11 protein-coding genes are annotated in these 12,840 nt (G+C 44.8%); 8 read left to right on the plus strand and 3 right to left on the minus strand.

All coding sequences use genetic code 11. The annotated features are described in order from the left end of the window. Positions 1–73 precede the first annotated feature (73 nt). From R7E78_RS09175 to R7E78_RS09205, 7 genes are all read left to right on the plus strand, one after another. Positions 74–1,381, plus strand: coding sequence for an isochorismate synthase (locus tag R7E78_RS09175; protein WP_318057866.1), 1,308 nt, complete (start codon positions 74–76; stop codon positions 1,379–1,381). Continuing rightward, positions 1,378–3,096, plus strand: a complete 1,719-nt coding sequence (menD, locus tag R7E78_RS09180) for a 2-succinyl-5-enolpyruvyl-6-hydroxy-3-cyclohexene-1-carboxylic-acid synthase (RefSeq protein WP_065274279.1) — start codon at positions 1,378–1,380, stop codon at positions 3,094–3,096. Before R7E78_RS09175 ends, menD begins: the two co-directional genes overlap by 4 nt. Beyond that, on the plus strand, positions 3,083–3,910 hold the full coding sequence (menH, locus tag R7E78_RS09185; RefSeq protein WP_256913581.1) for a 2-succinyl-6-hydroxy-2,4-cyclohexadiene-1-carboxylate synthase: 828 nt from the start codon (positions 3,083–3,085) through the stop codon (positions 3,908–3,910). The genes menD and menH overlap by 14 nt, the downstream gene beginning before the upstream one ends. Beyond that, a complete protein-coding gene (gene menB / locus R7E78_RS09190) occupies positions 3,903–4,769 on the plus strand; it encodes a 1,4-dihydroxy-2-naphthoyl-CoA synthase (RefSeq protein ID WP_005382318.1) in 867 nt (288 codons plus the stop codon). Before menH ends, menB begins: the two co-directional genes overlap by 8 nt. A gap of 125 nt (positions 4,770–4,894) precedes the next feature. After that, positions 4,895–5,884, plus strand: coding sequence for an o-succinylbenzoate synthase (gene menC / locus R7E78_RS09195; RefSeq protein ID WP_258644954.1), 990 nt, complete (start codon positions 4,895–4,897; stop codon positions 5,882–5,884). Continuing rightward, positions 5,869–7,296 carry an o-succinylbenzoate--CoA ligase gene (menE, locus tag R7E78_RS09200; protein WP_262662559.1) on the plus strand — a complete coding sequence of 476 codons (1,428 nt, stop codon included), beginning with the start codon at positions 5,869–5,871 and terminating at the stop codon, positions 7,294–7,296. Before menC ends, menE begins: the two co-directional genes overlap by 16 nt. A 100-nt stretch (positions 7,297–7,396) precedes the next feature. Next, positions 7,397–7,585, plus strand: coding sequence for a hypothetical protein (locus R7E78_RS09205; RefSeq protein ID WP_005382314.1), 189 nt, complete (start codon positions 7,397–7,399; stop codon positions 7,583–7,585). Here the strand turns inward: R7E78_RS09205 and R7E78_RS09210 are convergent. The 3 genes from R7E78_RS09210 to R7E78_RS09220 all read right to left on the minus strand — a co-directional run bounded on the left by R7E78_RS09210 (position 7,582) and on the right by R7E78_RS09220 (position 11,104). Further along, the gene (locus tag R7E78_RS09210) at positions 7,582–8,511 is read right to left on the minus strand and encodes a YeiH family protein (protein ID WP_114139466.1); all 930 of its coding nucleotides are present in this window, start codon (positions 8,509–8,511) and stop codon (positions 7,582–7,584) included. The two genes, R7E78_RS09205 and R7E78_RS09210, sit on opposite strands and share 4 nt — an antisense overlap. A gap of 114 nt (positions 8,512–8,625) precedes the next feature. After that, positions 8,626–10,500, minus strand: a complete 1,875-nt coding sequence (locus tag R7E78_RS09215) for an MFS transporter (RefSeq protein WP_318057867.1) — start codon at positions 10,498–10,500, stop codon at positions 8,626–8,628. A gap of 13 nt (positions 10,501–10,513) precedes the next feature. Continuing rightward, positions 10,514–11,104, minus strand: coding sequence for a TetR/AcrR family transcriptional regulator (locus R7E78_RS09220; RefSeq protein WP_005382308.1), 591 nt, complete (start codon positions 11,102–11,104; stop codon positions 10,514–10,516). Between the two features lie 392 nt (positions 11,105–11,496). On the opposite strand from R7E78_RS09220, the gene R7E78_RS09225 reads away from it, so the two are divergent. After that, positions 11,497–12,369 (plus strand): Tim44 domain-containing protein, encoded by an 873-nt coding sequence (locus tag R7E78_RS09225; protein ID WP_262662557.1) that lies wholly within the window; start codon positions 11,497–11,499, stop codon positions 12,367–12,369. Positions 12,370–12,840: the final 471 nt, after the last annotated feature.

Raw genomic sequence — 12,840 nt, forward strand, 5'->3', positions numbered from 1 at the left:
CCTTGATTTGCTTTGGGTCTAAACTTAGAGTAGCCGTCAGTTACCATTTATCCTCACATACAACGAGGTTGATTTGTCACAGTTCCATCAAGCCGTAAAGAGAATTATCGAGCGAGTTCAGCAATCGGAAGGCAATCAAACACGTCTGGTCGAGCCCCTTAGCGAGAAACCTAATTTCTCATTTATTGATTGGCTTGATGCACAACCACTTTTCCCTAAGTTTTATTGGCAGTCCCGCGATACACGTGAAGAGGTCGTTGCACTAGGGCAATTGCACGCTTTTGTTGAGCCAGGTCCTGCTTATACCATTCTAGGTGAAGGGCAAAGAGTCTGGGGCGGGCGCTCTTTTGATGGACAGCATGAGAAGAATCGTCGCTGTATGCCTTCTTTTTTCTTTTTGCCTCAAATTGAGTTAATTCGTTTTGACCAACAGTGGTCTCTCGCAGTTAATATTTCAGAAGACAAAGCGCGAACTCTAGCTGGGTTGAATAAACTGGTTTGTGAGGTCGCGGCCTTAGCTCCAATTTCGTCTCACATCCGCTCTATTGTTCACACGCCAAGTCAGCCTCAATGGAATGAGTTAGTTCATAAGGTTCTGACTGGTATAGAGAATGATGATTTTAAGAAAGTGGTTTTAGCGCGTCGCTCTACCGTGCAGCTTGATAACACATTAAGTGCTGCACAGCTACTTAAAGCAAGTTACTTAAATAACCATCATAGCTTCCATTTCATGCTGAGCTTAGACAGTAAGCACAGTTTTATGGGGTCTACGCCAGAACGTTTGTATTCTCGCGTAGGGCATGAGCTACATACCGAAGCGTTAGCAGGTACGATTGGTCGGGGAAACAATGCCACTCAAGATATGGAGTTGGCGAATTGGTTATCCCAAGACCAAAAGAACCTCAACGAAAACCAGTATGTGGTGGACGACATCATTGATCGTCTATTACCGCATTCTGAAATGGTTGAAGTGGAAGCTGAACCGAGTTTGGTCAGACTACGAAAAGTGCAGCACCTTAAGCGAAATATTCACGCTAGTCTAAGAGCGGGGATAAATGGTGTTCAGTTGTTATCGGCGCTTCAGCCAACAGCGGCGGTTGCTGGCTTACCCCGACAAGAGTCCATGCAGTTTATTCTTGATAATGAGCCCTTTGCACGCGGCTGGTACGCGGGGTCAATGGGTTATATAAGCCATGAACGAGCAGAGTTTTGTGTCGCAATCAGAAGCGCGCTTGTGCTCGGTGATCAAGTACAACTGTTTGCGGGCGCAGGGATTGTGCCTGGTTCTGTGGCAGAACATGAGTGGGCAGAACTTGATAAGAAAATGTCGACGTTACTTACGCTGATTTCTGATCATCCGCCATTGGGAGTCGCATCATGAGTCATGACCAAGCGGTGCTCAATCGAGTTTGGTCAGAAACCATATTGATTGAGCTTCAGCGATTTGGCGTTAAGCATGTTTGTATCGCTCCCGGATCTCGTTCTACTCCTTTAACTTTAGAAGCGGCAGAACAGTCCGACTTTTCCATTCATACTCATTTTGATGAGCGTGGACTGGGCTTTATGGCTCTTGGTTTAGCGAAAGCTACTCAGGAGCCAGTGGCAATTATCGTTACCTCTGGTACGGCAGTGGCGAACCTATTACCGTCGGTTGCCGAAGCCAAACTTACTGGTGAAAAACTGGTGCTGCTGACAGCAGATCGTCCAGTAGAACTTGTCGGCTGTGGTGCAAACCAAGCGATAAATCAATTGGGTATTTTTTCACATCATGTTTCGGCCAGTTTGAATTTACCAAGCCCAAATTTAGCAACGTCGCTTAACTGGTTGCTGACCTCTGTTGACGAAGTTATGTTTACTCAGCAATTGCAGGGTAGTGCTGTTCATATTAATTGTGCATTTCCAGAGCCTTTGTATTCCAACGGCGCAAAAGCGGATTATCAAACCTACTTAGATTCGGTCGCCGGATGGCGAAAAGGAAGCGGCACTTATACTCAGCGTTTTAGCCATTTGTCACAGGCGAACATCCCGCCTTTTTCGGACAAAAAAGGCTTGGTTGTGATTGGCAGCTTACCGCTTGAACAAGCGCGTTCGGCGCAGGCGTTTGCACAAAAAATGGGATGGCCGGTACTTGCAGACCCGCAAAGTGGTTTGAGTTCGGATTGGGCGCATTACGATGTATGGCTTCAACTTCCCGAGTTTGCAAACGAGCTTGAATCTTGTGAACTTATTATCCAATTTGGTAGCCGAATCATCTCCAAACGTTTGAACCAATGGATTGATAAACAAGTTTCGCAGAGTCAACAAGATAAAGACGTTCAATACTGGTATATCTCGCCGCGTATGGACCGGAATAACCAAAATCATCTGGCGCAAATGCACTGGGTTGAGCCTCCTAAAACGTGGGTTTCTCGCATTAGTTTTGAGAAGTCAATATTTGCTGGGTGGGCTGATAGGTTAGTGAATGACGTTAAGCGAGTTCATCAACGTATCGAAGAAGCCTTCCTATCTGATTCAGCGTCTGCCATTGACGAAATTGCGTTGGCAGCAGACATCAACGAGCGCACAAAGAACGTAGATGTTTTCTTGGGTAATAGCTTGTTTGTTCGGCTTGTTGATATGTACGGAAAATTGGATGGTGTAGAGGTTTTCACTAATCGAGGCGCGTCAGGGATTGACGGTTTGTTTGCTGCAGCATCAGGCGTGCAACGGGCAAGAGGTAATCCGTTACTAATGTATATCGGTGACACAGCAGCACTTTATGATCTCAATTCTCTGGCGCTATTTTCTCACAATAAACTGCCGGCGGTACTTGTTGTTACTAATAATGACGGCGGTGCGATTTTTGATATGTTGCCAGTACCACCAGAGCGCAGGACGACATATTATCAAATGCCTCATGGTTATCAGTTTGAACACGCGGCAAAGCAGTTTGGTTTGGCGTATTTGCATGTTTCTACACTGGAGCAATTCCAATCATCTGTAAAAGAGCATTTATGTCACCGCCAAGGCACGTTGCTGGTCGAGGTTCAAACCCCACCTAATCAAGCTGCTGAGACACTCAAGGCATTTAATAAGAGTCTGAATGCTTTACTTTGAACGTTTCCCTGTATTAGAAAAACACCAAAGTAGAACGTTGCCCACTTTGGTGTTTTTGCATGGCTTACTCGGTAGTGGTGCCGATTGGCTCGCGTGTTTAAATGCATTACCCGAATATGAACGTGTTACGGTTGACCTTCCTGGTCACGGACGCAGCCAATCTATTTTTTGCTGCGATTTAAATGATTGCTGCAAACTTCTTGGTTCCACACTATCTTTATTATTTCCCTCACAACAACCACTTATTTTGATTGGATACTCTATGGGCGGCCGCATTGCGATGCATGGTATTGCCCATCAATGCTTTCCAGAGCTCAATATTGCAGGCGCGATTATTGAAGGGGGAAACTTCGGGCTTCAAACTGAGTCAGAGAAACAGGTGAGATTAGAGAATGATGCTCGCTGGGCAATGCGTTTCAAAACTGAACCACTTGAACGTGTTTTGAACGATTGGTACCAACAAGCGGTGTTTTCTTCACTAAACCATGAGCAAAGACAAACATTCATTGCGAAGCGAAGTGATAATCTTGGCTCAGCGGTGGCGAATATGTTGATGTCGACATCGTTAGCCAAACAGGCATATTTGTTGCCCTCACTGCAAAAGCAGAACATACCAGTGTATTACTTGTGTGGTGAGAAAGACCAAAAATTTAGCCAACTGGCACAACGTAGCGGGTTGGCGTATCGACAAGTTGAAGGCGCTGGTCATAACGTCCATCAAGAGCAGCCCAAACAGTTTGCGATACATACCAAGCAAATAATTCAGTCTCACTTTGGTGAGAGTAACGAGAACAATGGGAATCACCATGGCTAAAACAGTAGGCATTTCTGAAGAAGAACTTTACGCTCCGGTTCAATGGAAAGATTGCGGCGAGAAATACGAGGACATTCATTACCATAAGTCTGAAGATGGTATCGCGAAAATCACCATTGCGCGTCCTCAAGTGCGTAACGCGTTTCGTCCTCAAACGGTAAAAGAGATGATTGATGCGTTGGCAGATGCGCGTTACGACTCTGGTGTTGGCGTGATCATTCTGACAGGTCTAGGTGAAGACGCATTCTGTTCTGGCGGCGACCAGAAGATCCGTGGCGACTACGGCGGCTATAAAGACGACCAAGGTACACACCACCTAAACGTATTGGACTTCCAGCGCGATATTCGTACTTGTCCAAAACCAGTTATCGCATCGGTAGCGGGTTGGGCTGTTGGCGGTGGTCACGTTCTGCACATGATGTGTGACCTAACGATTGCAGCTGACAACGCTCAATTTGGTCAAACAGGCCCTAAAGTGGGTTCATTTGATGGCGGTTGGGGTGCATCTTACATGGCTCGCATCGTAGGCCAAAAGAAAGCTCGCGAAATTTGGTTCCTATGTCGTTTCTACAATGCTCAAGAAGCGGTAGACATGGGCCTAGTAAACACAGTTGTACCACTAGCGGATCTAGAGAAAGAAACCGTTCGTTGGTGTCGTGAAGTACTACAGCACAGCCCAATGGCATTGCGCTGCCTGAAAGCTGCATTAAACGCAGATTGTGATGGTCAAGCGGGTCTGCAAGAGCTAGCGGGTAACGCAACGATGATGTTCTACATGACTGATGAAGGCCAAGAAGGTCGTAATGCCTTTAACGAGAAGCGTCGCCCAGACTTCGATAAATTCCCTCGCAACCCATAATCCGTCTAAATGAGGAGCGTGTTAGCTCCTCTGTTCCTTTTTTCCTGAGCGCCTCGCCCTCTGGGAGGCTGGTGGGATTGCTCGTCAGAACGCTCAAATATACGGCATTACATAGGACTTGAATTATGCGTGAAGCGAAAATTTATCGTTATAGCTTGCCCATGGATAGTGGTGTCATCCTACGTAACAACAAGCTAACCGAACGTGTTGGTTATGTTGTTGCGCTTTCCGAAGATGGTAAAACAGGGCTTGGAGAAGTCGCTCCTCTTCCTGGTTTTAGCTTAGAGAGCGCCGAAGATGCGGGTGTTCAGCTACAAGAACAGGCGGAGCGTTGGGTTGCAGAGTTGGATGTGGATTATGCCAATATGTACCCGTCGGTTGCGTTTGGTTTATCGATGGCACAGCTTGAATTAGCTGGTGGCTTACCACAACAAGGTAAATACCAAACAGCGCCACTATGCACTGGCGACCCAGATGAGCTCATTCCAAAGCTGAACGAAATGGAAGGTGAGAAAGTCGCTAAGGTGAAAGTTGGACTTTATGAGCCAATTCGCGATGGCATGCTTGTGAACCTTTTTCTTGAATCAATCCCTCAATTAACGCTTCGACTCGATGCCAATCGCGCTTGGACACCAGAAAAAGCGCAGCAGTTCGCTAAGTACATTGCCCCGTCTCTGCGTCAACGAATCACGTTTCTAGAAGAGCCGTGCCGCTCTCCTGGCGATAGTCTCTCTTTTGCGATTAATACTGGTATTGCTATCGCTTGGGATGAAACATTGCAAGATGCGGTTCGTCGTGAAGATTTCCGTCTTGAAGATCTAACTGGTGTGAAAACGATCATCATCAAACCCACACTCATTGGTTCGGTGGATTTTTGTATTACACTGATAGAGAAAGCGAAGTCACTGGGGATGAAAGCAGTGATTAGCTCGAGCATTGAATCCAGTCTCGGTTTAACTCAATTAGCGCGCTTTGCCCAATGGCAGCTGCCTGATGAAGTTCCAGGCTTGGATACGATTGGCTTATTCAAAGCTCAGCTAGAGCAGGGCTGGCCTAAGTGTGAACTTCCCGTTCTTCCTCTAAAAGACCAGGAGATTGTGTGGCATTCTGCGTAGACAATATTGCGAAGGCGCCATGGAAATATTGGGCTCAAACGAGCCCTTTTTCTATTGCACTCAAGACATCAACAGAAGTATTAAACTGGCAACAACTCTCGAAGCGTATTGACCAATACACTCACTATTTGAATGACTTGGGTGTAACTCGGGGGGATGTGCTGACTTTGGTTGGCAAGAACCAAGTAGAAACACTGTTGTTTTATCTTGCCTCCAAACAGTTAGGCGCGCTCGCTGCGCTGACCATGGAACAACCACTAGATAAGTTGCAGGGTAAGCTTGCTACACTTTACAGGCCTGATCAAACTCGGTTTATCTGGTTTTCTCAGGAGTGCGCTTCGACCTTTTCTGAACATGATATACAAAAACTCAAGGCAACATTGCTTTCACCGCCTGTAGTATCACAGCAAGAGAGTGATTCGTTGACTGAAGATAGCTATCATCATGACCGGCTCGCTTCAGTAGTATTTACTTCTGGCTCTACAGGGGAGCCTAAAGCTGTGGTTCATACACATCGACAGCATCTTGCGTCTGCAGAGGGCTTGTTGCAGGAGTTCATTTTCACTCAGCAAGATGCTTGGCTATTATCGCTTCCGCTGTATCACGTCTCTGGATTGGCGATTGTCTATCGTTGGCTATATGTCGGAGCAACACTAAAAGTCGGTTCAGGGAAACTTGTTGATGATATTCAGGGCGTATCACACGCTTCTTTGGTTGCGACTCAGCTCAAACGGTTATTGGATGATGATGCACATTTGTCATTGACACATGTGCTACTGGGCGGCAGCCACGTTGATCACGAGTTGGCACTACGAGCAACAGGGCAAGGCATTGAGACATGGTTAGGTTATGGGATGACGGAGGCGGCCTCTACCGTTACCGCAAAGAGAATTGACAGTACCAGTAATGCTGGGCATGTATTGGAGCACCGTAAGATAAAATTAGTTGACCAACGCATTTTTGTTGGCGGTAAGACATTAGCGGCAGGGTATTTCCATCAAGGACATGTTACCCCATTTCTGGATGAGAAAGGCTGGTTTGACAGCAAGGATCTTGGCGAGTGGCAAGGTGATGAATTAAAGATAATCGGCCGTGCCGACAATCAGTTTATCTCTGGTGGTGAGAATATCCATTGTGAAGAGATTGAAGCCGCTTTGAACCAAATTGATGGTGTAGTGCAGAGTATAGTGGTTCCAGTCGAAGACGCGGAGTTTGGTCATAGACCAGTAGCTGTGATTCAGACCAATGGATTGCGCAGCAAGTCGGAGTATGACCAGCACTTGCAATCAAAGTTAGAGAAGTTTAAATGGCCAGTGGGATACCATGTAATGCCAGAAACTCTACTAGAAGGTGGGATCAAAATTTCACGTAAGGCCGTGAAAGAGTGGCTGTTGTCATCACTTCAGCATTAGTCAATTTTGCTATGTATTAGTCATAAAGAGAATTTCGTATCCTTATAACTCTGAATCATAATTATGCTTCTTCGTGGAGAGAAAATGCATAAGGTTCAGGATGGCAAAGCTAGTTTTAATTGCGGCAGTAGCACTACAAATTGGTATCGCGATAAGTAGTGAAGGGCTAGCCCGCTCTCTTGCAGAGCTAACGGCATTTTTGATCGCTATTGCGTTGGTCGTTATATACAAAAATAGCAAACGGGAAATGCCGTCCCCTCAACGCGATAAGCAGACCACCAATATCTAAAACAGTAACCAACTTAGAGAAGTGGTCGAAATTAACACCCACAGAGTCACACCAAACAACAGTGGCTTAGCTCCAGCAGACTTTAGTTTTGAAATTGAAATGCTACAACCTATCAAGAACAGACATACAACCAACGCTTGCTTTGCTCCAATGAAAATGCCGTGATAGACCATTTCAAATTGAGGAAATAAGTCGCTAAACGCGATAGCTGCACAGTACCAAAAAATGAAATAAGGGATAGCTAGTTTTTTCTTTCCATTCTCTTTTTGGCCTCTTGAAAAGATGACGGCACTGATCAAAGCAACAGGAATGATCCATAAAGCGCGCGCGAGTTTCAATGTTGTTGCCGTCGTTAGTGCTTCTTCCCCATAGGCCGAGGCAGCCCCGACAACAGAAGATGTGTCATGAATGGAAATCGCAGCCCATGTGCCAAACGTGTGTTGATCTAGCCCTAAAGCATGTCCAATCACAGGAAACACAAAGAGTGCAATGGAGTTCAGGACAAATACCGTTGCCAGTGCTAATCCAATCTGCTCGTCTTTCGCTTTAATGGCCGGTGCCACAGCAGCAATTGCGCTACCACCACAAATTGCAGTACCTGATGAGATTAAGTAAGCGGTTACTCGCTCCAATTTAATTACCCTGGCAATGAGAGTGCCCATGATCAGTGTGCCTGTAATAGTGGCGATGATCAGGCCGATACCATCCGATGTGACTGCAAGTGCTTGCTCAAAGTTGATGCCAAAGCCTAAGCCAATAATCGAGTAAGACAGCAGCTTTTTAGTAAAAGAAGCGATGGGCAGCTCGGAAGGCACAAAACCAAAACTTGCGAGTAGAAAACCGATAACTAGAGCAATGGGAGAGGAGGCAAGAGGGGTTAGACAAAAAAGTAACGCCAATCCAAACAGGAGGTAGTTTCTATTCAAGGTTTTTATTCGCTGTTGTGAATGAAAGGGAGAGTATATCGCACTGGGTGTGGTCAGTTTGTCTTAATGATTTGAACACATGTTCAGTTATCCTAAACATGTGTTCAAGTGTATTTATCGCCAGTCGCCTCTAAGTTGATGCACTTTATCGAACATTGTTTTTGCCGTTGCTTCATTTGGTGGCACCGGTTGTCCTGCCTCAATTTCTAGCTTTGACCAAAATCGAGTCGGTAAGCCACAGCATGCGCGACCTTTTGCGCGGCTGAAATAGCTTCCCCATAAGCCTTTAAGTGCAACAGGTATGACGGGTACTGGGCTACGACGTAGAATGATATCAATACCGCGCATGAATTCATTCATTTCACCATCTGAAGTTAATCTTCCTTCAGGGAAAATACAGACGATATGACCTTCGCTTAGCGCAGCTTCCACATCGTTAAATGCACGTCTGATAGAGCTTCTGTTACTCGCTGAAATTGGAATTACCCCAGTTCGACGTAAAAAGCGCCTTAATGGAGGTAGGTTGGCGTAATCTTCCTCCATCACAAAACGAATCAACCTTGGGCATACGGCACTAAGTAGCAATGCATCCATGTAGCTTACATGATTACATACAATCAATGCCCCACCATGCTCGGGTAGGTTGTGTAGATTCTTATGCTTAACTCGATAGATGGTGTGCGTAAGCATCCACATGACAAAGCGAACTACAAAAATAGGAATTTGCAAAAAGATGTAAGCGGCGACTAAGAAATTTAAAACGGCTAACAATGCAAACAGCTGAGGAATTGTCATCTTGATTACACTTAGGCACACAATACCTAAGACAGCGCTGCCGACCATAAACAGAGAGTTAAAAATGTTGAGCCCTGCGATGACTTGAGCACGTTCGGTTTCCTTTGCTCGATGCTGCATTAATGCGTAAAGAGGCACGATAAACAAACCGCCCGAAGCGCCAATCATCAATAGGTAGAAAAATAATGGCCAAAAAGGCTCATATCTAAAGAAGTCTACAAAGTTATGGAAAGTAGGTAGATCATTGGGAATGGAAGTGGCCATTAGGTACCCAAATACCGTAATGCCAAAGGCACCAATTGGCACAATACCGACTTCGATACTATGGTTTGAGATCCAATTGCAAAGTAGCGACCCTAGCGCGATACCAATGGAAAATAGAGCGAGCAAGAAAGACACCGCACTCTCGGTGCCATTTAGGTAAATCTTAGTGAAATTCGGAAATTGTGTTAGGTATGCGGCGCCTAAAAACCAAAACCAGCTTATTGCCATTATGCATTGAAAAACAACTCGATCGGATTTGGCGATAGAGAGCGTGTGTTTGGTTTGCTTGTATGGTTGCCAACGAAAAGAGAGATTGGGCGCGCTGGCTGCAGCAAAGGGGATTGAGCGGCTCGACAAGTAGCCTAACAATGCGAAGATCACGACACAAAATGCGGCAAGGTATTTTGCGTTGTCTGCAGAGGCTATAATCCCAGCGCCTAAGGTGCCAATAAGGATGGCGATAAAGGTACCTGCTTCAACAAGAGCGTTGCCGGGCACTAACTCTTTAGCATTTAACTTTTGAGGCAAAAGGGCATATTTAACTGGGCCAAAAAATGCTGACTGTGTGCCCATTAAAAACAGTAGCAATAAAAGCACACCATAACTTTCGGTTATGAATCCGATGGCACCCAAGAGCATGATGGCTATTTCAAATAGTTTAACCTTACGAATAAACCATGACTTTTCATATTTGTCGGCTAATACGCCAGCGGAAGCAGAGAACAGAAAGAACGGTAGAATGAACAAGCCTGCCGCAAGGTTGATGAACAAATTGCTCGAAATAGGTAGTGCACTGGAGCCAGCGAATGCGACAAACAACAGCAAAACGTTTTTAAAAATATTGTCGTTGAAAGCGCCAAAAAACTGAGTAATGAAATAGGGCAGGAACTTTCTCTGCGTAAGTAAGGACGGCTGTCTGTCGGATGACATGGATAATCCTTTGTTACCAGTTCGTGAGGTAGTTGGAAAGAAGATTACTGATCAATTCTTTGCCATCAATTGGTTCACTAGAGAAAAACTTATCATCAACACTGAGTAAAGTAATGCCATGTACGCCAGACCAAAGGACTCGACTCGCTTGAATCACTTCGGATTCAGTACGATGTGGTGCGATTTGAGCCAATAGTGACTCTAGCATTCCCGTCATACCATCGATACGTTTGGCATGCCATTCCGGAAGTTCTGCTCCATTCATGTTGTGTTCGAACACTAACTGCCAACGGTATGGGTGTTTTTGAGCAAAATCGTGGTAGCAATAAGCGAGTTCAAAAAGCGCTTGATGGGAGTCTTTGCTGTCATTAGTCGCTTTGCGTGCTTCTTGAGATAACTCATCTAAAGTTTGAGCGACAACATGAAGCAACAACAAATTATAATTACCAAAAACATTTACCAATGTGCTTGGCACGTAACCAATCATGTTAGCGATTTTACGAAGACTGAGTTCGTGGTAAGAATTCTCATCTAAAAAGTTTTTGACCGTTGTTAACGTCAAATTCACTAACTCTTCTCGGGTGTGATCGTTTCTGCGTGCCATATTCTCAAACTACTTTATTGAACATCGTTCAATATGATAGTCAGCTACCTATTAACCGTCAACAAGGCAATGTGTCCAAGTGCCCTCAAGGTGTAGGATTCTGAGCTGTGTCACTGATTCTAATTCAAGTAAAACAATCTGGAGTATTAGTGAACTTATTCCATACTTTTTTTACATTGATCAAGCGCCTTCAGCTGAATTGTAAGCAGTGTGAGCAGTCTGCATTTTTGGCAATATTCTGATACATGTCAGCTTCTATAAGCTATTTTCATCAATCGGTATACAGAGTATGATGACTTAAAAATCATCTTTGGCGTGCTACTGTTTGAAACAACGATTGTTTCGTCTTGAAAATGGGGCACTATCTTAGATAGCTAACTTTAAGGATAACGATGAAACGTTTATTTTCTATTGTTGCTTTGTTGATGTTTACTGTTGCTGTAACGCCTATCGCGGAAGCGAAGAAGTTTGGTGGCAGTAAGTCTTTCGGTAAGAGCTACAAAACCGCACCAGCACCGAAACAACAGCAACAAAACACCAATACGGTCGGTAAAGATCAGACGACAAAGTCTTCAAGTAAGAAAGGCCTTATGGGTGGTCTGCTAGGCGGACTTCTTGCTGGTGGTCTACTTGCTGCATTCTTTGGCGGTGCTTTTGAAGGTATCCAGTTTATGGATATCCTAATTATTGGTTTGATTGCCTTTGTCATCTTTAAACTAATGCGCGGTATGCTAGGTGCGAAGCAGGGCAGTATGAACCAGCATCGTCAACAGCCTGCATTTGGTGGCAACGCATCTAAGTTTGAGCAACCAAACATGCAAAACTTTGAGCAACAACCAAACACAAATAATGGTGGCTTTGGTGGTTTTGGCGCTCAAACAGACGTACCACATAACTACCCACCGGGTTTTGACCAAGCAGCGTTCATTAATGGTTCTCGTGAACACTATCGAATCCTGCAAGGTGCGTGGAATCACAACCAGCTAGAAACTATTGAAGAATATGTTTCTCCAAGCTTGTTTGAAGACCTAAAAGCAGAGCGCGCGAAGCTCGACGGTGAGCAGCATACTGACGTAATGTACGTTGATGCGGAGGTCGTCCGCGCTGATTACGATGCAAATAAAGCACAGCTTAGTCTGCAGTTTAGCGGTCGTTACCGTGACACAGTAGAAGGTGTTGAAGAAGAAATCGAAGATATCTGGCACCTCGAGCGTGACTTGACTGCGCCTAATGCGCCATGGTTAATCGTTGGTATTCAAGGCTAGTCACCTTTAAACCAATTTAGTCACTAGTAAAAATCCCGCATCCCCTGCGGGATTTTTTGTATCTATCATTTATATTTCTTGTACGTGTTTTTATACAAACATCACTAATTGAGTCCGTTTGGTAATTTTGCGAACCCACTTTTTCTAGTAAGTCCTCAAGTGTTTTCCTAGTTATATTGAACATTCATATTAAGGCCATACGAACTAACAAAATCAAAATAGCTAGTACATTGTTTGTAGGGTAAAGATCTGCTCCTCAGCCTTTTGTTTGTGGAGCTTCACATGGGGTTGGTTGCTTTAGTGAGATTGAGTATAGGTTATACCAATCGTAGTAAATAACTGGTCATTCTAGCTTGTTAAAATACTCGATAACCGCGTTGCAATTTTTGATTGCAGAATAACTACTTATCGAAAAATTGCGCCTTGTTCTCAAGCATTTTCCCTACGCTATTTCTGATCACTTATTTACTG

This window comes from Vibrio sp. YT-19(2023) (assembly GCF_033337395.1).

Excerpts from the sequence above, each read along its gene's own strand:
- menD (WP_065274279.1), top strand. The coding sequence starts at position 1,378 with ATGAGTCATGACCAAGCGGTGCTCAATCGAGTTTGGTCAGAAACCATA.
- menH (WP_256913581.1), top strand. The coding sequence starts at position 3,083 with ATGCTTTACTTTGAACGTTTCCCTGTATTAGAAAAACACCAAAGTAGA.
- menB (WP_005382318.1), top strand. The coding sequence starts at position 3,903 with ATGGCTAAAACAGTAGGCATTTCTGAAGAAGAACTTTACGCTCCGGTT.
- menC (WP_258644954.1), top strand. The coding sequence starts at position 4,895 with ATGCGTGAAGCGAAAATTTATCGTTATAGCTTGCCCATGGATAGTGGT.
- R7E78_RS09205 (WP_005382314.1), top strand. The coding sequence starts at position 7,397 with ATGGCAAAGCTAGTTTTAATTGCGGCAGTAGCACTACAAATTGGTATC.
- R7E78_RS09215 (WP_318057867.1), bottom strand. The coding sequence starts at position 10,500 with ATGTCATCCGACAGACAGCCGTCCTTACTTACGCAGAGAAAGTTCCTG.
- R7E78_RS09220 (WP_005382308.1), bottom strand. The coding sequence starts at position 11,104 with ATGGCACGCAGAAACGATCACACCCGAGAAGAGTTAGTGAATTTGACG.
- R7E78_RS09225 (WP_262662557.1), top strand. The coding sequence starts at position 11,497 with ATGAAACGTTTATTTTCTATTGTTGCTTTGTTGATGTTTACTGTTGCT.